This window comes from Calothrix sp. CCY 0018, assembly GCF_963920925.1.
Lineage (GTDB): Bacteria > Cyanobacteriota > Cyanobacteriia > Cyanobacteriales > Nostocaceae > Rivularia.
This window is the reverse complement of record NZ_CAWUDI010000030.1, coordinates 24,168-45,848: the sequence shown is the minus strand read 5'-3', so window position 1 is coordinate 45,848 and position 21,681 is coordinate 24,168. Positions and strand designations below refer to the sequence as shown.

The 21,681-nt window shown below is 39.0% G+C and carries 15 protein-coding genes; 5 read left to right on the top strand and 10 right to left on the bottom strand.

Going from position 1 to position 21,681, the window contains the following annotated elements; all coding sequences use genetic code 11:
• Positions 1 to 23 precede the first annotated feature (23 nt).
• From ACM03V_RS21205 to ACM03V_RS21190, 4 genes are read left to right on the top strand one after another with little or no spacing between them, the layout of a single operon-like run.
• Positions 24 to 197: a hypothetical protein gene (locus tag ACM03V_RS21205; RefSeq protein ID WP_414622783.1), complete on the top strand. Its 174-nt coding sequence runs from the start codon at positions 24 to 26 to the stop codon at positions 195 to 197.
• A complete protein-coding gene (locus ACM03V_RS21200; protein WP_414622782.1) occupies positions 185 to 1,096 on the top strand; it encodes an AAA family ATPase in 912 nt (303 codons plus the stop codon). Before ACM03V_RS21205 ends, ACM03V_RS21200 begins: the two co-directional genes overlap by 13 nt.
• Positions 1,060 to 2,274, top strand: coding sequence for a hypothetical protein (locus ACM03V_RS21195; RefSeq protein WP_414622781.1), 1,215 nt, complete (start codon positions 1,060 to 1,062; stop codon positions 2,272 to 2,274). Before ACM03V_RS21200 ends, ACM03V_RS21195 begins: the two co-directional genes overlap by 37 nt.
• Positions 2,262 to 3,734, top strand: coding sequence for a hypothetical protein (locus ACM03V_RS21190; protein WP_414622780.1), 1,473 nt, complete (start codon positions 2,262 to 2,264; stop codon positions 3,732 to 3,734). Before ACM03V_RS21195 ends, ACM03V_RS21190 begins: the two co-directional genes overlap by 13 nt.
• A gap of 336 nt (positions 3,735 to 4,070) precedes the next feature.
• Here ACM03V_RS21190 and ACM03V_RS21185 read toward each other — a convergent pair whose 3' ends face one another.
• The 4 genes from ACM03V_RS21185 to ACM03V_RS21170 all read right to left on the bottom strand — a co-directional run bounded on the left by ACM03V_RS21185 (position 4,071) and on the right by ACM03V_RS21170 (position 8,686).
• Positions 4,071 to 5,318: an ISL3 family transposase gene (locus tag ACM03V_RS21185; protein WP_414622779.1), complete on the bottom strand. Its 1,248-nt coding sequence runs from the start codon at positions 5,316 to 5,318 to the stop codon at positions 4,071 to 4,073.
• 316 nt (positions 5,319 to 5,634) lie between these two features.
• Positions 5,635 to 6,405, bottom strand: a complete 771-nt coding sequence (locus tag ACM03V_RS21180) for an HIRAN domain-containing protein (protein WP_414622778.1) — start codon at positions 6,403 to 6,405, stop codon at positions 5,635 to 5,637.
• Positions 6,402 to 7,322 (bottom strand): HipA-like protein, encoded by a 921-nt coding sequence (locus tag ACM03V_RS21175; RefSeq protein WP_414622777.1) that lies wholly within the window; start codon positions 7,320 to 7,322, stop codon positions 6,402 to 6,404. The genes ACM03V_RS21180 and ACM03V_RS21175 overlap by 4 nt, the downstream gene beginning before the upstream one ends.
• 50 nt (positions 7,323 to 7,372) lie before the next feature.
• Positions 7,373 to 8,686 (bottom strand): clostripain-related cysteine peptidase, encoded by a 1,314-nt coding sequence (locus ACM03V_RS21170; protein WP_414622776.1) that lies wholly within the window; start codon positions 8,684 to 8,686, stop codon positions 7,373 to 7,375.
• Positions 8,687 to 8,789: 103 nt separating this feature from the next.
• Here ACM03V_RS21170 and ACM03V_RS21165 point away from each other — a divergent pair, with 103 nt between their 5' ends.
• Positions 8,790 to 9,332: a hypothetical protein gene (locus tag ACM03V_RS21165; protein ID WP_414622775.1), complete on the top strand. Its 543-nt coding sequence runs from the start codon at positions 8,790 to 8,792 to the stop codon at positions 9,330 to 9,332.
• A 157-nt stretch (positions 9,333 to 9,489) separates the two neighbouring features.
• On the opposite strand, the gene ACM03V_RS21160 is transcribed toward ACM03V_RS21165, so the two are convergent.
• From ACM03V_RS21160 to ACM03V_RS21135, 6 genes are all read right to left on the bottom strand, one after another.
• The gene (locus tag ACM03V_RS21160) at positions 9,490 to 11,007 is read right to left on the bottom strand and encodes a two-component regulator propeller domain-containing protein (RefSeq protein ID WP_414622774.1); all 1,518 of its coding nucleotides are present in this window, start codon (positions 11,005 to 11,007) and stop codon (positions 9,490 to 9,492) included.
• Positions 10,977 to 11,753 (bottom strand): hypothetical protein, encoded by a 777-nt coding sequence (locus tag ACM03V_RS21155; RefSeq protein ID WP_414622773.1) that lies wholly within the window; start codon positions 11,751 to 11,753, stop codon positions 10,977 to 10,979. The genes ACM03V_RS21160 and ACM03V_RS21155 overlap by 31 nt, the downstream gene beginning before the upstream one ends.
• Positions 11,750 to 12,907, bottom strand: coding sequence for a CHAT domain-containing protein (locus ACM03V_RS21150; protein ID WP_414622772.1), 1,158 nt, complete (start codon positions 12,905 to 12,907; stop codon positions 11,750 to 11,752). The genes ACM03V_RS21155 and ACM03V_RS21150 overlap by 4 nt, the downstream gene beginning before the upstream one ends.
• Positions 12,908 to 12,909: 2 nt before the next feature.
• Positions 12,910 to 16,200 carry a CHAT domain-containing protein gene (locus ACM03V_RS21145; RefSeq protein ID WP_414622771.1) on the bottom strand — a complete coding sequence of 1,097 codons (3,291 nt, stop codon included), beginning with the start codon at positions 16,198 to 16,200 and terminating at the stop codon, positions 12,910 to 12,912.
• A gap of 76 nt (positions 16,201 to 16,276) precedes the next feature.
• Positions 16,277 to 17,488, bottom strand: a complete 1,212-nt coding sequence (locus tag ACM03V_RS21140) for a CHAT domain-containing protein (RefSeq protein ID WP_414622770.1) — start codon at positions 17,486 to 17,488, stop codon at positions 16,277 to 16,279.
• Positions 17,485 to 21,468, bottom strand: a complete 3,984-nt coding sequence (locus ACM03V_RS21135; RefSeq protein ID WP_414622769.1) for a metallophosphoesterase — start codon at positions 21,466 to 21,468, stop codon at positions 17,485 to 17,487. Before ACM03V_RS21135 ends, ACM03V_RS21140 begins: the two co-directional genes overlap by 4 nt.
• Between the last annotated feature and the right edge of the window lie 213 nt (positions 21,469 to 21,681).

Below are 21,681 nucleotides of genomic sequence, written 5' to 3'. Positions count from 1 at the left end.
AATTCACTAGATATCTTAATTTTATGTTTTTAATCGATATGGTGACAGCCATAGAAAGTATGCAAATACCCGCAGGTTTAACATCCAAACTATTATTAGAAAAGTCAGAAAATGGTATTCCCGAATTTGTTTATGAAGAGATTTGCGATTTCTGCGGTCATAGTTGGGAAGGGGGATTAGCAAAATGGTTGATTTAGCAAGCGTACTGACTGCCAACGGCAAGCAATACTATATTGGTAAACCTATTTCACCCCAGGATTGCCAAGAATACGGACTTTCCCCTTACCTTCCATCACCAGAATTAATCAAAGCTGTCAATCTCGCCATTTTTCTTGAGAAACGTCCCTTATTGCTCAAAGGGGAACCGGGATGCGGTAAAACTACCCTAGCGCGAGCAGTTGCTCACGAATTGGGTTTACCCTACGAAGCTTGGTATATTAAATCCACAACCAAAGCCAAGGATGGACTCTACACCTACGATGCTGTAGGACGCTTGCATGATGCTCAACTTGCTCGCATCGAGGAAGCAAGCAATTCTCAAATCAAGAATTTAGATAATTACATAAAATTGGGACCTTTGGGACGTGCGTTTAAAAATCAAAAACGCACCGTGGTGTTAATTGATGAGATTGATAAAGCAGATATTGACTTTCCCAATGATTTATTGCGAGAGTTGGACGAGCAGCAGTTTACGATTGAAGAGAAGGGGGAAGAAATCAAAGCCAATCACCCTCCGATTGTCATTGTTACCAGCAACGATGAGAAGGATTTACCAGATGCATTTCTGCGTCGTTGTTTGTTTTATTATATTCAGTTTCCTTACCCACAATTAGCGAGTATTGTCAAGTCTCACTTTCCTGAATCTAACCCCAAAGTAATAGAAGCTGCGGTGGAGCGTTTTAGAGAATTACGGCAGAAAATGGAGAAAGGAAAAGCTGGTAAAAAAGTTAGCACTAGTGAATTACTAGATTGGTTTACAGTATTGCGTCAGTTTCCTGAAGATGAGGTATTGGAACAGTTGCAGGGAGAAATACCTTTCCCCGAAATTTTGTTGAAGAAATGGGAAGACCATTTGCGGTATTTACAACAATCATGAAGTTAGAAGAACTACCACTGCTAGATATTTTTAACAGCCTGCGCCAACGTCATGGTTTACCGTTGGGAGTTGAAGAATATTTGGCGGTTGTACGTAGTTTAGAAACAGGTTTTGGAATTAGTAACTGTGAGGAATTAGAACAGCTTTGCTGTATGTTGTGGGCAAAGTCTGAGGAGGAAAATCGCCTCATTCGACGCTTGTTTGAGGAGATGTGGATACAAATCGAATCACTTCCTGTAAATTCCGATTTAAACACGCAAGAAAATTCCCTAACATTAAATGAAACTGAATCGGACGCTAACACTTCAAATTTAATTTCCGATTCCCCTACACCAGAAAATTACGAATCTTCCTCAATCGAAACATCAATACCTGAAGAACCTCAAGTTGATGAACCATTACCCGATTTAGATATACCTCCTACTATTACTCCTGAACCAGTGCAAGCGGTGCAAGCAGTACGGAGTAGTCGCAGCGAACAAGAAATTAAACGCCCCCGCTACGTACTTTTGACTGAATATTTCCCCGTTACCAAACGACAAATGAAGCAATGCTGGCGCTCTCTGCGTCGTCCGATACGTCAAGGAATGCCCACCGAGTTAGATTTGGAAGAGACGGTAGCGAAAATTGGACGGGAAGGGATTTTACTGCAACCTGTGTTAACACCACCACGTACTAATCGCTCGGATTTGATATTATTAATTGACCAAGAAGGCTCGATGGTGCCGTTTCATGAATTATCGCGGCAGTTAGCAGAAACAGCACAGCGGGGAGGAAGATTAAGAACAACCAATGTATATTATTTTCACGATTACCCCGATGAATACTTGTATCAACATCCGGCGATGCTTGATGCAAAGCCTGTTTCTGAATTTTTAGAGGACATTGATGAACGAGCCGCAGTATTAATTGTTAGCGATGCGGGAGCAGCAAGGGGGAATTTTGACCAAGAACGGGTCGATAATACTAAGGTATGGATTGAACAATTACAGCAGTCGGTGCGTTATTTTGCTTGGCTAAATCCGATGCCGAGTGAATGCTGGCGGCAAACTACAGCTGGGGAAATTGCTCGTTTTGTATCAATGTTTGAAATGAGTTCCCAGGGTATGAATGCGGCAATTAGCGTTTTGCGGGGTCGATATATTGCTGGAGAGGTGATGTACTCATGGCTGATGTAACAACAGATTTTAATCAAACCCGTGCTATGAGAATTGCCCAAAGACGAATTGAAGGGTTTGCCCAGCAGTTTGGGAAAGCACACCACAACTTGGCTCGTCATGCAGCGTTTCCTTTGGTACTGACACCCGATTTACTTTACCAAATTTGGGCGAATTTTGTTCCTGAAGCCCCTTGGGTAGCTGTTGCTCATGTATTGCTGTCGCGGTTGTGTCGGCAAGTGGGTTATGAGATGTATGAAATAGATATTGCTGACCGAAATTTGTTGTTGCGGGAATTGAAGGAGGAATTCGGACAAGAGAGATTTGATGAGTTGGGGGAGTTTTTGCTGGATTATGCAGCGCAGCGGTTGAGTGATGATGACCCAGATACACGGGATTTGCGAGAAGCGCAGGAATGGACGGCGTTGGCTTATACTAAGCCGGATGAGGCAGCGCGGGAGTTGGCGCAAAGGTTGAGTGAGAGTGTAAAAGAAGACGATGTGGGAGAAGTGTTACGCCTTGCTTCTTTAGTTGAAACTTTTGTGGAACCACTGAAAGAGGCAGGATTTGAACTATTACTGGTTTACACTCATGAGATTAGTAGCTTGATTCGTAGTCATCATGTGGATGCAGAAGCTCAACTTGCTAACTTAGAAGGACAAGGACATGATGTGCAGGTTGCAGGAGTAGAGTTACCCGATCTATTTTCTGATAAAGAGTATCAAGTCTTCAAGGAGGATAAAGATGAATGGCTACGTCAACTCATAATAGAAGCGTGCAAACAACCACAGCTTAGTGTGGAAAGAAGAAAAGCTATGAATCTTCTGTTTGCAAAGATTTTACGTTTGCCAGGTTTAATAAAATCTTCTCATCCTGATTATGATTCTGCCTTACAGCAAACTTGGCTATGGGTATTTCAAAACATTGAGAAATTTAATATTAGTACAACTTCAGTTCAAGAAGATTTGATGCAATGGATTAATAGCTATCTAGGTCGCCAAATTAGAAAGTTATATTTAAAAAATAGTTATACTGCCTTGAGCTTAGATACAGTATTAATAGATGATTATGGAGAAATTAACAATATAGAGGATAATCATACCAATTTAAGTTTAGATGAAATATTAGAAGATACGTTTTTCGATTGGCAAGGAGAGGAATTAACATATTCTGACATACTCGGAAACTACTACGGTCAGGAAAATTATGAAAATCAAGAACTACGAAACTTATTCCAACAACTGGAATATTACATCGACTGCGATCCTGAAGCAAGATTAAGAAATTGTCATCTTCAGAAACACCCCGAATGCAACTGTCAGTTGCTTGCTCAAAGGCGATTATTAAAAGATCCTCCAAACACACTAACAAACATTGCTCAAGATTTAAATTTAACTTCAGCACAAGTTGCACGTCATTGGAGTAAATGTAAAAATATATTACAAGAAATTGTTAAAAATATTGGATATTTACCTGAATGAGGTTAATAAATAAAATTCGGTTCTTCAGTACTTAGTATGCTAAAAATACAACAAAAAGCCATCAATTGAAGAAATAATAGCGCACATTGACTCGTTGGTGCCCGGAATTGAACTACCGCTGCGCTTGATTCGATTGCGTAGAGACAGGCTAGTAAATTAACTTGTTAAAACCTTAAGGACTAAAGCCTGCCTCTACGCCGCTGCGCTAATCGAATCATAGTTCAATTCTTAAATGTAAAAAAAATTTATCAAATAATTGATAAAATTCAAAAAACTGACAAAACACGATTAGTTTATAAAAAAGCTAGTGGTTCTTCAGTACAAAGGAAAACTAATTCAATAAATGAAGTACCAATTAAGTAAACACCTAACCCTAAAATTATCAAAGTTTCTAAATCCATAACCAGAACGTTTAATAAGTTTCAATTTGTTATTAATACCTTCTACAACACCACTGCTTGTACCGTTATCAAAGTAAGCGATTATTTCATCTAACCATCTAATAATTGTTTTCTGACTAACTGGAAAACATTTTTTTGCTTTAAATAACCATATACCTATTTTAAATAATCCTGTTAACCAATCATCTGTTTCATTAAAAATGGTTCGTATTTTTTCTTTTAAATCATGCATTAATTTAAGAGTAGGAGAAACTTTTTTCACTTGAGCTAGTTTCGTTCTCTGCTCTTCATTTAAGTCTTTTTCGTTTTTTAATAAAGCGTATTTACTTTTATTTAATCCATCTAGAATTTTAAGATTATCTTCTTTTTCTGAATATGACTTATTTTTTTTAATAAAATCTTCTATGTTTCTTTTTTCTCGTTTACGTTCTGAATCTAACTCTTTATTTATTTGTGTCATTACATGAAATCTATCCGCGACAACTTGTGCGTTTGGAATTAATTCATTAACGATGTTTTTGTATCCCCGCCATAAGTCTATACTTACTTCTTCTATTTTCTGTAACACTTCTTCTCCCCACGAATCTAGCACTTTTCTGATTATTTCTTGTGTCCTTCCTTCTAATATTGCAAGTAATTTAGACTTATCTAAATCTACTAATACTGCACAATAATTGCCTTTACCTTTAACTAATGCTATTTCATCAATACCAAGCCTTTTTAAGCTTAATGGTTTAGCCAATTCAAAGTTATCCGATGCGTCTTTTAGCATTCTTTCTACTTCCTCTGTCGTCACAATCCCTTTTTTTGCTACACTGTGAATATCCGAATCTAAAACTTGTTGTATTACTTTTTTCGCAAGTCTTTTAGTATAGGTTCTTCTGCTTCTTACAAAATCTAAGTCCTCACTAAATGGTTTTTTACATTTATCACACTTAAATTGCCGTTTATTAATTTCCAAAAAGACTTGTTGTTCGCCTAACGGCAAATCTTTTATTATATATCTATGATTTTGATGTAGTCTATGACTTTTTGTTCCACAGCGAGGACAAATACTTTCTGAGTCAGTTGATTCAACCTGTAAAATTATTCCGACTCCTTGATATTTTTGATGTGAGATAACTTTTATCCCTTCTAGATTAATCAACTCTGTTAATAGTTTAATTTCTCTTTTTGAAGTCATAATAGTAAAAACACCCAGTTTTTCTGCCTTCTTCTCATTCTAGAGAACAATAAAATAGGTTTATATGTCAACATGAATAGAGCTTTTAGCTCTTATTTTATACATTTATTTATTTTTATTTCAGAATTGAACTATTCTTCAATTAGCGTAGCGGCGTATAGGCGGGCTATGATTATTTTAGGTTTTGATGAGTTATTGACAAGCCCGTCTATACGCAATTGAAGAAAGCGTAGCGGTAGTTCAATTCGAGCCTCTAACGAGTCAATGTGCGCTATTCTTTCCTCATTTTATAGCTTTTAATTATTTTTTTAGCATACTAGGTACTGAAGAACCTAAAATTCATAGACTCCGCGAGAGGGTTATATTGAGAACTTGAAAAGGGGCGAAAATCATCGACCACATCGACACTCATTTTACATAACAGGCGAAATTGGAGCGGTGTTGGAGGTTTATTTACACGCTCTACCTGCACATCTAAGTTAGAATTGTGTCGAAGCAACTCAAAAATTTCTGCAAGCAAATATCGCGGACAGTAACCGACGAAGTAGTGGTCTTCGGTGTTTAAAATTAAAGCCTGAGAATCGTAGGGATTTTGGAATTCGTGAGCTAACCATAACTTTTCCCCAGATTCGAGTTGATTAATCCGCTCAATAGCGCTACTTGGTAAATGTCGCAATCCATGCGAGAAAAAATAAAGATGGTACTGTCCCCGTTCATCAATTTCTGGACAAGGAAAAACGGCGAGTGTATCTGTTTCTCGTTCCCCAGCACTCCGAGCTAAAATTGTAATTGGGTCATTTTCATCATTCGGAATATTGAGCCATTCAATAAAACGCTGATAATCGGGACGCGATCGCGACATTAGTCGATTCGCAAATACAGGAAATAACTGGGTTGATGTATAAACCTCATCTAAGCGGGGAAACGAGGACAAAGGTTTAAAAGCAGATTTCTCTTCAGCTTCTTTTACACCTTTGGTGTAGACAAATTGATAGGTACTCCCATCAAATGTTACTCGACCAATGGGAAACCAATAGCGACTAATGGGGTCTTGCCAAGTTAGAAATAGTGTTTTTGGTGTTTTCAAGGTAGTGTTTCCCTCAAGGAAATTAGCCTGCGTTTGTTGATTTCAAGAATAGACCGAGCAAAATTACTTGCTTCGGTGGAAATGCGCGACGAGTTAACGCGATTAAAGATATTTAAAATATTAGCTTCTGTGATATTTTCAAGTCGAGCCAACCACACACAAGCCGCTTTTGGGTAACGATTAGCAACGAGTGAGAACGCATCAAAAGTTTTAAGAGTCTTTTTATTATCAATACTGCCATAAAACGCCGAAAAACATCTGTTTGCATAAGCCTCAACCGAGCGTTTCTGTCTTTGTGAGTCATTCATGTCACGTCCTAAACTTGAAGCATGGTCATAGGTGGGTGCTAGGTGTGCCGTTTCTTCTGAGGTAGATGCTGTTTTGATTCGGACAATCCCCCAGTTTTCGTGATGACGATCGCCATTACCAATCCACGCATCCAACAGAAGATAGCCAACAAACGCATCTACTGCTGTTTGGATATCAGAAGGTGGTGTCCAACCAATGGGTAAATTTACAGATTCGCTTGCGATCACCTCCAACACTACATCTATTGTATGTTGAGAAACGCCATAAGTCTTAAACGCAGGGTAGTTCGCCACAATTGAGGAAAGAAGCTCGTTTCCATGAACAAGCGTTCCCCCTTGCGGTAAAAAGTTGGGTGAGATTACGCCACGCGAACTTTCCCAAGTCGAAGCCAATTCATAAATAGCATGGGGAAGTCCCAATAGTTTGCATAACTCGGATGCTACTTTTTCTGCCCAATCTTCTCCCAAATTTTCTCGACTTTGCTTATAAAGACAACGACCAAATTCTTCATGGTAAAACCAAAATTTATACTTACTTCCTAAAGCTTCATTAGAGGATTCTTCATAAGCTTTTTGGGAAACAAGCAGGATTGGGAATTCCGAGGTCATAAATCAAGGTATAGAGTAAGCGACCAAATCAAAATAAGCCGTACCAACCCTCAATTTATATCATTATGAAGACGTAAAAACTCCCCCCACCCGCAACCAGCAAAATCCGAACGCTCATAAAACTGAGAATAACCTCTCACTAGCGAATAAATCGACAATCCCTTAACTCGCTCAAATCTCACCCCCAAACCCACGTTAGCTAAAATCATCTGCGGTTCAACTTCCAAAATCATCAAATTCATCACCTCATCAATAACTTGAGTCAATTGACTATTATCCCCTGCATATTTATCCCCTAACAGTTTTAAAAAGTTATGTAGATCAACAAAATCTTTATCATGAAAACGTACTGCTTTACGTTGAGCATGATAAATTGCACTTTCGGTGTAAATATCTTCTTCAGTCAACAATTGACGTAAAACTGTCGCTAATCTTCCCAAAACCAGAGCCAATTTCTCAAGCATCATCAAATTGGTTGCTGATTGGGTAACTTTAGTGACGCTACCTCGTGATTCTCCTTCGTAATAACGTTTGTATTCCCGCACAATTAATTTTGATAATTCCTCCGGTGCTATCTCTGCGTTGGCAGTTAAATTCTGCAAAATCGCTGTATAGGGATAACCTGATAATGGTTCTACTTCTTGTGATGCAACCATGTAATTAGCATTTGCCCGCAGTTGGTAAGCTACTTCCACCATGCTCATTAAACAAGCATCCATGCCAATTAAGCTAACTTTTTTACCTGTTTTCTCTTCTGCTTCCCGAAAAGCTTGCTGAAGTTTGGCGTTGTCGAGGAAATCTAAGGATGAATCGTCGAAAGCGATCGCACGAGAATCTTCATCTTCTAGTTGCAATACTTCGGTAATTGAGGAGAGAAAGAAAGCATGGGATAACCGTCGATTATTTCGGGTTAAAGAACGTACTTCATCCTCACTTGCTTGGATTTGCAAACCGCGATTTCTGGCAAATTCGTAAATATCATCTTCTTTCCAACCAGTACCGTGATTCCATAATATGACTGCGTAATTTTCGGCTGGATATTTTTCAATACCCCAAACAATAAAGTCCCGTAGAGAATCGGGATTCCCGGTGTTTTGTTCTGGGATATTTTGAATTTCCCGTTTTTCACCATTGGCTGGAATATATATACGATAAGTGTGTTCGCGGTCGCTAAGAGTATCAAACTGGACTAGTATAGCCACTTCTGCCGTTGAGCCAACCGCTTCCATTTCTTCAATATCCTTCCATCCCTGGCTTTCCATTGGAGCCATCAGGGTTTTTCCACCTTGGAGTTGGTCGAAAACTTTACCATTATCCCCTGCCATGTAGACCATTAATGTCCAGCGTCGGTTTGTTTGGGTCATTGGGTTGCTAAGTTGCTACATGTATTTATTTACAATATTGTGTTAATTATACTGTAGTTTATACTGGTAAAATTTAATATCAAAATACTTAAGGAAGACGCTAATGGGAGAGCAAACCAGAGATCGAGATGAGACTGATATATCTGAGTTTCAAGAAAAGAGTTTTCAATATCAATTAGATTGTCTCAAATTAGAAATAGATTTGGTAGATAGATCGATTGCACGTTTGGAAACAATCACTCAAAACGTCAAAAATTTTTCTGTAGTAATTTGGGTTGCAAGCATTACTATCTTTTTAGGTCAAAATGAACTACGAAAATACGTTATAGTCACTGCATTAATGCCTATATTATTTTGGTTCATCGATGCATGGTGGATGCATTTTCATCGAGGTGCTTTTTTGAGAATGAAAAAAATTAAACAGTTTTTGAATAGTGACGATTTAGTTAAATCATTTGAACAGCAAAGCTTTGTTAATTTTTCAGTTCTCGATGTCCAAGGCGAACAATATAAAGGCACTCAACAGTACGAAATTTATACCAATGTTTGGCGAATTATGCGTTACAAAGAACTGCTCTTTCTGTACTTGGGGCTGGCAATTACAAGCTTGATTATAGAGGCTGTTGTTCTGTTAACATCTAAATGAATTCTACTAATTTTAAATGCAAACAACTTAATTATGAATAATATCTACCTTCAGTTTTGCAAGTAAATCTTCAGCTTGGTTCACATCGCGGTTACTAACAGCAAATTGCAATTCTCTAAATTTTTCTAACAGTAGATTATCTGATGTTTTGTCTTGATTAATTACCTTTTCTAACCGGGTTATCTCTGGTATCGGGTTTGTAGAGTAATAATCCTGCTGAAGTAGCCAGCCAAGCATGGTCTGAGACTACTTGAGAAAAGTTTTGTAGCCATCCTTTGACGGGAAGTTTTTGATTCGTAATTACTCGTATCCAAGTATAATCATGGTATTTATAAAGACCATCTAATCCAACTGCCCAATAATTACTGTTTCCAGCAGTTAGGACTAAAATTGGTTCGGAAATATTAGATGCTGCTTCCAGTTGATTTTGCGGTTTTAAACCATTTAAACCTTTACTCCAACTAGCAACCCAAAGGGTATCTTGTTCTGGGATATTCAGAATAGCGCGAATATCTTGCGTTCCAAAGTGACCATTGCGCCGCCAGTTCTCTGTAAATAGGTCGTAGCGAAACAAACCCCGCGCCGTTCCAATCCATAATATCGAACGGTCTGCTAATTGCTGTACTGATAGCGCTTGCACTAAGTTACTGAAAAAGCGCTCTGGAGAACCAATGACATCGGGAGGAGTATCTGTTAGCTGCCTGCTTATACTTTCTTTCCCACCCTGCCATAGTCCATCGTGTGTACCAATCCATACTTTGTCGTCACTTACTGCCACCAAACTGGTGATAGGGGTATTAAATCGCTTATTTTTCAAAGATTTCCAGCTACTTTCTGTAGCTAAACCCACTTGTCCGCCACAAGCTACCCAAACTCCTTGAGTACAAGGTGCAAGGGCTGTAACTTCACCAGCAGAAGCATCAATTTTGTGAGGAGTATTAGTAAGTAAATCAATCCGTACCAGTCCCCTAAATGTACCCAACCACAGGTTATTCCCCTGAAGTGCTAGGGTAAGAATATCCCGTTGTACGCCTTTACTAATGGGCATCCAAGCTGAATTTTGGTAATGATGAACACCTGTGGCATTACACAGCCAAATATCATTGTCGTCATTGATGGCGATCGCCCTTGGTGGAAAACCAGCAGGGGGTAATTCTAAAACTGGTTTGCGCTCTGGGTTATTGATAGCATAAATACCGCTACCCGTTCCCACCCATAGTTTACCAGTGGAATCAGTAGTTAAATAGCTTACTTTCACCTCTCCCAAAATGGTGTAAGGTCGCCAAATGTCGTTTTTTAAGTAGTAGAGTCCCCAACGTTCCCCACTCACCCAAACTTGACCAGAACCATCGACTGCAATATTAAATATTGAGTTACCAGGTAAACCATGTTCGCTAGCGTAGCGGGTAAATCGGTCTGCTCCTGGGAACCAATGCAGCACTCCTCCCCCAGTCGCTAACCATAAATCCCCATTAACTAAGTCGAAAGCTAAATCCCTGATATGTCGCTGACTGGCGATGTTATGCCATTCTATATATTTTTTATCTTTTGCGAATTTTTCCTGCGGTGCGTTATCTGTAACGGGGATGGGTAAATCCTCACCGCTGACTGGTACGGGTAAGTCAAGTCGATAGTTTGGGTTGCTCATAGGTTGCTGCTGGTAACTTGTTTCCACTCCTCCCGTAATCGGTCTAACTCTGCTTGTAACTCATAATTTTGGTCTTGCTGCTGTTCTAAACAACTATCAAGAAAATTGTGCCAGTCATCTGCACCTTTTTCTCGTTGTTGCCAAAGAGCGTAACGCTGGTCTTTTTGCAAACGCTCCGTATCTCGATTTAAATTTTCTAACTGCCGTTTTAAAGCTTGCTGCCAAATACTCAAACGATAATACTGGTCTTTTAAAGTTTCTTGCAAACTGCAAGTTGTCCAAACCACACCCCAAGGTAATTCTTCTAAAACATCAGCTAAACTAGCGGTTGGATCGGTACATATTCCCTGGAGATTTGCAACTAGTTCAGCATCAGCATCATCAATATCGGGGTCTAACACGCGAAAGATATGCTCTAGCACCATATCTTTTTCAACTGCTTCCGGGTCTTGAAAGCTAGTTTCTGTTATTGCTTCTTCCTTCTCATAAATAAAATCATCATATTCTATATCCTCTTGTGGTGCATCGTCTTCGTATTGTGTGAAGCGTTTAATTTGAATGCGAAGAGAGGTAATTTCTGCTTGTAAGCGCATTGATTGACGATTTAACCCACCAACTACCGCTTTAAATTCATTGTAAGTTTCTGCGAGATTTGCTTGTAGCGGTGCAATACTTTCCCGTGCAGTAGTAATTGAGCAGCGTATTTCTTGCAACTGTCTAAGTAAATCATCGACATCGCTTTGGCTAATTTCTGTAGGTGGTGAGTTTTTCATAAATTTATCCTTACAGCACCAGGTTTTTGGGCAATTTTATAGTAAGGAGAACTGTACAAACCATAAGCAAGACCCAAGGGATTATTATACTTATCTAGAAAATATCGCCTAGTTTCACATAATGCTTCACCAATCATCATTTTTTGATTGATAAAGTATTTATAAAATTGTTGAGCGAAAGCAGCTGCAAATAAATCTGGTACGGGACAAGCAGTAGCTATTACAGCCGCAGCACCCTTTTGAATAAATTCTTTGGGTAAATTAAAAGTCTTTCTCAAATCATCAAAACCTCCCGCAGATTGACAAGCGTTGAGAAAAATCAAAGGTTGACATTGAAAACTACCACTTACATCCAGGAAATTATATGTTTCTAATTCTATTTCTCCTGCACTACTATCGCCTTCAATAATAGAAATAACTAAAGCATCAATTTCATCTTCGTACTGTTTACAAGCACGACAGTGACAAGCAAAATGTAATATATTATGTTGAGTTTGATAAAGATGTTTGAGAAAAGATATGCCATTCTTTATTGGCTTTTCTTTTGATAATTCTAATAAATAAAATTTACCTTTCGTGGCTCTAACTATTTTTTCTATTTCTGGTTTTTCATGTTTATGAGCTTGCAAAAGTTTGTGGTGTAAACAAAAAAGCATATCCAAAGGTGATAATTGCTCAGAAAGAAAATCAGATTGTTTTAAATTTAGTCTGCGAGCAACTGGATAATTAAAACCCCAAATTTTATCCAAACTTATTTGTTCTGTATCTCCCTCGTAAAGTATCTCCCAAGGGAAAGTTACTTCTTCGGAGATAAATATAGGAGCTAATTTATTAGATAACTGAGAATACTGATATGTAGTTTTCTGAGCATCATCATTAAAGAATTTTTGATAAGCACGTCTTCCCCACACAGCTAATTCCATCAAGTATTGCTGGCATTCTTCTGGTGATAATTGTAACTGCTTAGTTTTATTAATCGTTTTTTCTATATCGTAAAAACAATTTAAAATACCTTTAGTAAAATTTTGCAATTCTGATTCTGTAGCAGTTCTAGAAAAATCTTTAATATTAATCCGATATGCTGTTTCTGTTACCAAAATTTCTAACGGAGAAAATTGGTTTTGAATCGGAATCGAACTACTAATACCTCCCATCTTTATTCACCTCCATTATTCTCGATATTAAGCGAGAACATGAGGCTATGAATTGGTATTTCTCCATCCATAAAGTAAACTTGTACTAAAGCCGAACTATCGACCATTTCTGGTGGTGCGACTAAAGTAAACCAGCCTAAATAATTGCCGTTGGGAGCAAAATTCATCTCAATTGGAGAATCTGGAGTCACCTGTAAACCCATAGTTTTGACATGAACCTGTAAATTTTCAAAGGTTAGGTTTTCTGCAACTTCAATGACTCGTTCTTGATGCCATACTGGGGGAGTACGACGCAAGCTGAGACGAAAGCGAATGGGAACATTTGGGGGTAATGGTTCTTCAATTTCTCGACCAATAGGTTCCACCACCGCATAACCTTTACCTTCCACTGGTAAGTAAGGACGTGCCATTGGGTCGCCAAATAGTACGTAGGCTAACCAGTCAAGGGAATCGGGAGCAACTGCACGAGCTAACTGACGACTAGTATAAAAAGCTTCGCCTAATGATGCACCAGCCCATAAACTATTGTAAAAACTACTAATAAAAGCTGCTTCTACAGATGGTTCCACAGCCCAGAGAGAACCAGTAAAACCGCTACATCCAGCGTGGATAAAGGCTGATGTCCAAGTTTGTTGTAATTCTGTCAACTCTGGAGTATCGGTTTTCATGTAACTCAAGGTGACAAATGGGCGATTTCGCCGCAGGTTTAACTTCGCAGGGCGTATTTTAGTTTCTATATCTTCTGCATCGTTGGGATTATCTAATCTTACGGGGGCATTATGTAGGTTATTAACATCTTCTGGTTGGCTGTAACGAATTAAATGTAGACCCCGCATAGCTTCTGTAGAATCATGCAATACCCCTTCTGGTAAAGGCTGGGGTGGAGGTGCGCCAGGGGGTTGGAGTAAAGTTGCCCAAAGTTCTGGTTGTTCGACATTGGCGTAATGAGCGACGTTAACTGCACCTACGGGAAACTCATAAGGTCTGGTGTCGTTTAATTCAGATAACCAGCGTCCGATTATAAAGCGTTCTGCGAAAAATCTTTGACCGTCGTGTAATAATTCCCAGGGTATTGAGGTATTTTGGTTAGTAAGAATTAAAATTGTAAAAGTCGAGTTTCGAGGTATTAAGCTGCGAATATCACCTTGTAATTCAGTGGGGAAAAGGTGGTTAAATAGGTATTGACCAAGGGAAATTAGGCGAGATTTTCTCTCTTGGGATAAACTACCGGATATATTTTCGAGTGTAGTTACTAGTAACCCCCGCACCTGTTCTATCCAAGTGCTTGAAAGTGACCTTGATGTATAGATGTTGTTATCGGGAAATCGTGAGGGAAAACGGAAACTTTTGAGTTGGTATTGGAATTTGCAGGTGGAGTTGGTTTCGTTCCCAATTGTTTGGATACGGAAGATAAAATCTGCTTGGGGAGCGAGACGGGGTTGGGTGGTGATGCGTTGGGGCGTGAAGGTTGCTTCGTCAAAATCTGCGACTTGTACTTGTGTTTCTAAAGTTGTCTCGAAGGTGTCACCTCGGTAGAGTTCGGCGGTGATGGTTGTAGTACCGGGACGGAGGGCAGTGAGGTGGAAAGTTGCGGTTTGGGTTTCTTGGGCGATATCGGTATCGAGAGGTAGGCTGGCAGTGTTTTCACAGTTGAGTTGGAAAGCTGGGGCATTGAGAAGAATGTTTAGTTCGTTGGCGATCGCTTGATATTGTGGAATTTGCAGCACATAATCATTGTTGCTGCTAGCTTTAAATGATTTCAGGGAAATTAAAACTTCTATTTCTAAACCAAGGGATACTGATGCTTGAGATGTAGTTAATGAAATAGAGTAGAAGTAGTTATTCTGAACATCTTTTTTTGTCGTAAGTACAGGAATAGCTGATTCTGTAATATTTGCTAAAGCAATAGCAGCACAACCAAATTTAAAGGCTTGTTCATAGGTTTTCCCATTACCTAATCCTGTATAAAAATTAACTGTAAATTCAATCGCTGCTTTATCAGAAATTGGATTATTGTACCCAATTACATAATCAACATATTGGCTAATAGCTTCTGCTTGAACCTGGGAATATTCTGCATTGAGAAAGACACATTCAATTTTGTCTTGAAAAAATTCAAATAACTTTGCTAATGCTTCTGTAGTTACAAATTGCAGTTGTCCATGGTCGTTTTCCAGGGCTATGCCCTCAGTTCCTGCCCCATGTCCAGAAAAATGAACAATTTGAGGCTGATGTTCTAATAAGGCGCTACGCATATCGCGAGGACGTACTCCCCATCTTTGGAGAACTTGAAATTCCCGCCGTCTTCTGCTATTTCTCAAAGCAATCTGGGTTTCCCGAACTTCCTCATCCAGGCGCAACCTTGATGTATCCCTGGGATTGGCTAATAAAAACAAAATTTTCTTTTGCTTAATTGTTGCAGTTTTTTTAATATTTACTGAGTTAGTTTTTCTTTTCAACAGCACTGGATTGGAAGACTCTGCAATCCCCTCCATTTTGATAGCTACACAACCAAAGTTAAATGCTTCCTCATAGCTTCTATTTTCACCCAATGCCTCATAAAATCCAACGGCAAATTCAATGGCAGCCTTATCCCCAATCGCATTGTTTATCCCAATCACATAATCAATGTGTTGGTTAATTGCCTCTGCTTGCACTTCAGAATAACAAGCATTAAGTAGTACACACTCAATTTGGGGAAACAACTTAAATACTCTTGTAAGAGATAATGCACTTACCAATTGCATTTGTCCAGAGTTATTCTCTAGCGCTAAACCTTCGTCACCTGTACCATGTCCCAAAAAATGCACAATTTGTGGTTTATGATCCAACAAAGCACGGCGCAAATCATCTAATCGCACCACCCATAGGGAGATAATTTCAAACTCTTCTCGATGTTTAGAAAGTTTTAAAACTGCTTGAATTTCCCGCACCTCCTCATCCAAGCGCAGTCTGGAGGTATTTGTAGGATTGACTGCCAGAAGCAGAATTGTTTGTCGCTGAGTAATTTTTCCTGGATAATAACTTGGTAACAATTCTTCAGCAATAGCTGTTAACTGTAGGTTTGTAGGGTTTGACTTACGTGCAGCATCAATTAAATCTTCAAGCCATCCGTCAGCTTCTGCTGTTTTTATTAAGATAAAGACAACTTCTGTTAAATTACTGCCCCCTACAATTGTATCTAGGTTTTTATCTAACTCAAATGCTAACATTTGCTCCAGTGAAGCTTTGTTAGGAAAAGCATCAATTAAAGCATCGTATAATTTTTTATATTGCTGACCAGATACAACCATATTTTTATATATGAAGTTACCCACATTGATAAGTTAGACCGACGAGTGGGGAATTTTTGTCGCTAGTTGAAAGTCTTCATATTAGCGATTCTCCTACCCGATAACCTGCCGGACTATACAACCCATAAGCCAACCCCAACGGATTATTAAACTCCTTCAAAAAATACCATCTCGTTGCTCGTAATGCCTCCCCAATACTCATAATCTTAACCATTTTCTCCCCACTTACTTCATTCTCCATCACTATTCCCCGCAGAAAATACTGATAAAACACCTTCGCAAAAGCTGCCGCAAATAGATCCGGAACCGGACAAGCTGTAGCAATCACCGCTGCTGCATCATGCTGAATAAACTTTTTGGGTAAATTGAAAGTCCTACGTAACTCATCCGTACCCCCAGCGGATTGACAAGCATTCAAAAACACCAGCGGTTGACAAAGAAATTTTCCCCGACGTAACCTGAATTTGTGTGTTTCCAACTCCAATACCAAAGCTTTTTCAGCGATTTCCTCATCTTGAAGAAAAGAAACCAGCAAGGAATCACCCTTGTTACTTTGCTTACAATGACAAGCAAAATGCAACATATTGTGGTTGGCTTTGTAAATATATTTGAGCAAGTCATCCCCTACAGGATCGATGCATTTATCATTAGTTAAATTGCAGGTTCTCCCCAACAAAGTGAAGCGATTTCCTGGAGTTGTTCTCACCAACTTTTCAATTTCCGGTCTTTCTTTATGATGCGCTTGTGATAATCTGTGATGCAAGCAAAATAACATATCTGAAGGTTGTGCTTGCTCTAAAACATAGTCAGTGATGTCTTTTTCTGGATTGAGAATTCGTGCTGGAGTGTAGCGCAGTCCCCAAAACATCTCTGCATTACCACGTTCATAGTCTTCCTCACTCCCCTCAAACAGAACTTCCCAAGGAAAAGGCATAATTTCGGAAACAAAGGTGGGAGCTACATTTTCATTTAAGCGCTTGGTAAGAATTTTATTTGGTCTGTCTTCACCAAAAAATTCTTGATAAGCAATTCGTCCCCATTCTGCTAGTTTTACCAAAGACCGATCGCAAAACTCCCGGTCTAATTTAATACTTTTGCTTTTGTTTCGATTAACTTCGTTTATCAGTTCAGCAAAACATTCCAATATTTCAACCGTAAAAAGTTCTAGTTCTCTATCAGTTGGTCTTTTAAATTGGAAGCGTCCAATATAATAAAAATCCTTCTCAACCAGAATTTCCAGGAAGTTACTAACTTGTTTACTAGCAATCGGACTAACTGTTCCCCTCATATCCCTTCAACTTCCCCGTTGCCAATTTTAAGTGAAAACCGCAAACTGTGAACGGGTTCTATTCCGTCCTCAAAGTACACCTGAACTAAAACTGACCGAGTTTCTATCTTGGGGGGAACTGTTAACATAAACCAACCTAAGTAATCCCCGGTTGCTGTGGGTGTCATGATTATAGAATCACCAGGAGTCACTTGCAATCCGGACGTGACAATAAAAACACGTAAATCATCAAATGTTAAATCTTCAGCTACCTCCATCAACCGATTCTCATACCATACAGGAGGTGTGCGCCGCAAACTAACGCGAAATCTCACTGTTGTACCCGGTGCTACGGGGTCATCAATCTCCTGACCAATGGGTTCTACCACCGCATAACCCTGTCCCGGAACAGGTCGGTAAGGACGCGCCATTGGGTCGCCAAATAACACATAAGCTAGCCAATCCAAGGATTCTGGTACAACGGCTTTAGCCAATCTACGAGCCGTATTAAACGCCACCGCTAAAGTTTGTCCGCTCCAAATACTGTTATAAAAAGCACTAATAAAAGCCGCTTCCACATCCGGTTGCACAGCCCAGAGCGAACCCAAAAAGGCGCTACAACCTGCTCTCACAAAAGTAGAAGCCCAAGTTTGCTCTAATGCAGTTAATTCCATTTGACCCGCATTTATATAACTTAAAGACACAAGGGGATGATTACGGCGCAAACTTAACTTAGCTGGTTGTACCTCCCGCTCAATTTCCCCAATATCGTTATCGTTATCAATCCGCACTGGTGCATCCTGACGGTTTTCAGCGTCCGCAGATTGACCGTAACGAATTAAATGCAAACCACGTATTGATTCAAATAAACTCATATCATTAAATATACCAGCTTGCATGGGAATCGGTGGCGGCGCTCCCGATGAGTACAAAAGCTGATTCCACAATTCGGGCTGTTCCACATTGGCATAATGAGCAACATTCACCGCACCCACAGGAAACTCATAAGGACGTGCTTTTTCTAACTCCCAAAGCCACCTTCCGATAATTAGGCGATCGCCCAAAAATTCCTTTCCATCATCTAATAATTCCCAGTTTTCATCATGTAATAATTCCCAAGGAAACCAAGCATCTTGGTCGGCGATTATCAGTAAAGTGAAAGGATAATTTAAATTTGCGATGGTGCGGAAAGTACTTTGCAGTTCTTCTGGGAATAGCGATTCAAAAAGGTACTTACCAAAGGAAACAAGACGGGAACGGAAATCTCCAGGTTGGCTACTTGCGGTATCTTCGAGTGTAGCTTTTAATAACTGTTGTATTCTTTCGACCCAAATAGCAGATAGAGACTGGGAAGCACAATCAAAATTATCGGCGAATAACAACCGCGATTGGTAGCTATCGATGTGATAATTGAAAACACAAGCAGAAATATCTGCATTCCAAGTAGTCCTTACCTGTAGAATGAAACTTGGTTGGGGAACCGGACGGGAACGAGCAGCGACGAGGGGACGAAGTTGGGTTTCTTCAAATGCGTTAACTTCAACTTCAGTTTCTAAAGTTGTTTTATAGGTTTCACCAACGTAAAGTTCTGCTTGAATTTTAGTTTTTCCTGGACGTAGAGCGGTAAGTTTGAAGTTTGCTGTTTGGGTTATGTTCGCGGTATCGGGGTCTAGGGGTAAGCTGGTGGTGTTGTCATTGTTGAAGTGGAAGCCTGGAGCAGTGAGGAAGATGTTGAGTTCGTTTCCGGTGGCTTCGTTTTGGGAGATTTGTATTAAACCAGCATTGTTTCCATTTGTTACAGAGTTTTGAGATAAAGAAACTTCTAATTCTTCACCCACATAAGCTTGGTCTTGAGATTTATGTAAAAGCACATAATGGCTTACTAAAGTTTCTACGGAATCTTTTTTAAAAGATTTTTCCTTGTTCTGTAAATAACGAGCATAAGTTTGATAACACAATTGCATCAATTCTTTAGGATGACCGCCACTTGCCGTCACAATCTCCGTAACTTCTTCATTTGTAAAACGGATTGGAGTAGATGCAAGACGGCTACTAATAAAATCACGAGCAGTAGCTTCATCCCACAAATTAATCTGTTCTTCAAGGCAAATATTTTGAAACGGCGAAACCATCCCTATTTCATTACTATCAGGAAAAAGTTGATCTAAAGAAGTAGAAGCAGCCACGACTAAACGTAAAGGCGCATCGTGTCCGTTAGCTAATCCCCGTAATTGTCCCCTTACCTGATTTCTAAAACCATCCCAAGTCATTTTCTCAATTTCATCAAGTAACAGCAGCAATTGGGGACGTTGTTTTTGTAAAGCCTTCGTCAAACGAATTCCTTTACAATCTTCAATTCCTATTTCAGAACATAAAGCGAAGTAAAAATCCTCCTCGTCATAAACTTGGCTCATGTCTAGATAAATTGCTTTACGAGACGGAATTAATTTGGTTTCTGCTTGTTGAGAAATAGCCCAGAGTAGTGAAGATTTACCAATTTCTCTGGCACCAATCAGCGCTACACTACTTCCACTATTGAGGATTTCAAATATCCGATTAAGTTCTTTTTCTCTACCAAAGAATTTTTGAGAGGTTTTGACTATTCCACTGCGAGGGATGAAGGGATTAGGTATTATTAAATCAGTTTCTTCATTTTCTTTGAATGTGTTGCTGTTGTTAAAGTTAAGTTTGGTAGCATTAGCATAATTTTGATTTAAAACAATCACATGATGTGAAACAAGCTGTTCAGTTGAATCTTGCCTCCATCTAGTATCCGGTATCCAAACACCGTTTACCTCATCACGCTTACGAGTTTCTATGGTTAGTTTATTTTCTTCTATTTTTAGTAAGTTATACTGCCAAGGATAGTAGGAAAGCTGTTGTTCTTGTGAAATCCCAAATACTCCAACACCAATAATATCTATTTGTTTTCCATCAACCCTGTAATCATAATGGTAAGAAGAGTTATCAGCCCTATGAACGCTTCCGTGCAAAATAAAGCGAAAGCCAGCAGCAGTCAAACGCTCCATTACACCACTATCGGTAATGCGATCGCCAAACGTACTATTAAGCGAATGATGCCAAACGGCTACTTTCAAACAATTTTCATAAGTTGGATTTTGGCGAATAAGGCTTAAGGCATTGCTCAAGGCTTCAGAATTGATACTCGCATTATGTTTGTCAATATGGTCAATTTGCCAAGCAGAATTTAAACCTAACATGAGCAATTTTTGCTCTGGTAGATGCTGCAAAGTATATTGTTGTTCGTAATCTAAGGGATAAAGTTCACCTTTAATCGCTTCATAAAATCTACTAAAATTAATAAATCTTTGTTTATGTTGTTCTGGATTTTTACCTCTAATAAATTTTCCTCGTTCATCTGTTAAATGTTCTTCAGTTTCTTGTTGAGAATTTTCAATAGTAATTCTGAAATAAGCAGTTTCCGATATTTTCCAATTAATATCGTGGTTTCCAGGGACAATTACGATTTGATGCGGTTCTAGTTGAAATTCTTGGGATAAACGATTTATAAATAATTGGGCAGCAGCATATTCATCGGGATTAGATTGACTAGCAATATCACCAGAAATAATAACTGCATCAAGACGAGAACATGATGATTCGTAGCGTAAATCTTCTGCTAATTTAGCGTACCATGTGCGGGCATTATCTGTTGTGCCAAAGTGTAAATCTGAAATGTGGAGAACATGACTTAAAGTGGGAACGGTATCTATATTGGCTCCCAACCCACTACCAACATTTACATCTACTTGATCAATATCACTTAAATCCGCAATTTCTTCCCAATTAAGATATAACTGCTGACATATTTGTTTAAAAGCGAAGGTATTAACTGGTTTCCCATGAATAAACTTACTCACAGTAACTCTAGTTAGCATTGATCCTTCAGCTAAATATTGTTGAGTTAAACCCCTACGCGATATAGCTTGCTTGACTATTGCAATACCTTTTTGACTAGCTTTTAGTGATCGACGCGCCATAAATAAAATTGTGAATTACTTGGTCGCAATTGAGATTATTCTAATGCTTTTCGCCTTTATTGTCTCATTTATGACGATAATTTTTTTTGCGTTAATCTCTTCTGCATTGCTGAAGTATGACGTTAGACAAACAAGTGGGACACCAAGAAAATCAACAAAATGACGGCAAGCGTTAAAAAAGCAGGTAAGAATTTAAGAATTCTTCAAGTTAAA

What these genes read in the sequence shown, in the direction of transcription:
- ACM03V_RS21205 (WP_414622783.1), top strand. Translation starts at nt 24, where the DNA reads ATGTTTTTAATCGATATGGTGACAGCCATAGAAAGTATGCAAATACCC.
- ACM03V_RS21200 (WP_414622782.1), top strand. Translation starts at nt 185, where the DNA reads ATGGTTGATTTAGCAAGCGTACTGACTGCCAACGGCAAGCAATACTAT.
- ACM03V_RS21195 (WP_414622781.1), top strand. Translation starts at nt 1,060, where the DNA reads ATGGGAAGACCATTTGCGGTATTTACAACAATCATGAAGTTAGAAGAA.
- ACM03V_RS21190 (WP_414622780.1), top strand. Translation starts at nt 2,262, where the DNA reads ATGGCTGATGTAACAACAGATTTTAATCAAACCCGTGCTATGAGAATT.
- ACM03V_RS21185 (WP_414622779.1), bottom strand. Translation starts at nt 5,318, where the DNA reads ATGACTTCAAAAAGAGAAATTAAACTATTAACAGAGTTGATTAATCTA.
- ACM03V_RS21175 (WP_414622777.1), bottom strand. Translation starts at nt 7,322, where the DNA reads ATGACCTCGGAATTCCCAATCCTGCTTGTTTCCCAAAAAGCTTATGAA.
- ACM03V_RS21170 (WP_414622776.1), bottom strand. Translation starts at nt 8,686, where the DNA reads ATGACCCAAACAAACCGACGCTGGACATTAATGGTCTACATGGCAGGG.
- ACM03V_RS21165 (WP_414622775.1), top strand. Translation starts at nt 8,790, where the DNA reads ATGGGAGAGCAAACCAGAGATCGAGATGAGACTGATATATCTGAGTTT.
- ACM03V_RS21155 (WP_414622773.1), bottom strand. Translation starts at nt 11,753, where the DNA reads ATGAAAAACTCACCACCTACAGAAATTAGCCAAAGCGATGTCGATGAT.
- ACM03V_RS21150 (WP_414622772.1), bottom strand. Translation starts at nt 12,907, where the DNA reads ATGGGAGGTATTAGTAGTTCGATTCCGATTCAAAACCAATTTTCTCCG.
- ACM03V_RS21145 (WP_414622771.1), bottom strand. Translation starts at nt 16,200, where the DNA reads ATGGTTGTATCTGGTCAGCAATATAAAAAATTATACGATGCTTTAATT.
- ACM03V_RS21140 (WP_414622770.1), bottom strand. Translation starts at nt 17,488, where the DNA reads ATGAGGGGAACAGTTAGTCCGATTGCTAGTAAACAAGTTAGTAACTTC.
- ACM03V_RS21135 (WP_414622769.1), bottom strand. Translation starts at nt 21,468, where the DNA reads ATGGCGCGTCGATCACTAAAAGCTAGTCAAAAAGGTATTGCAATAGTC.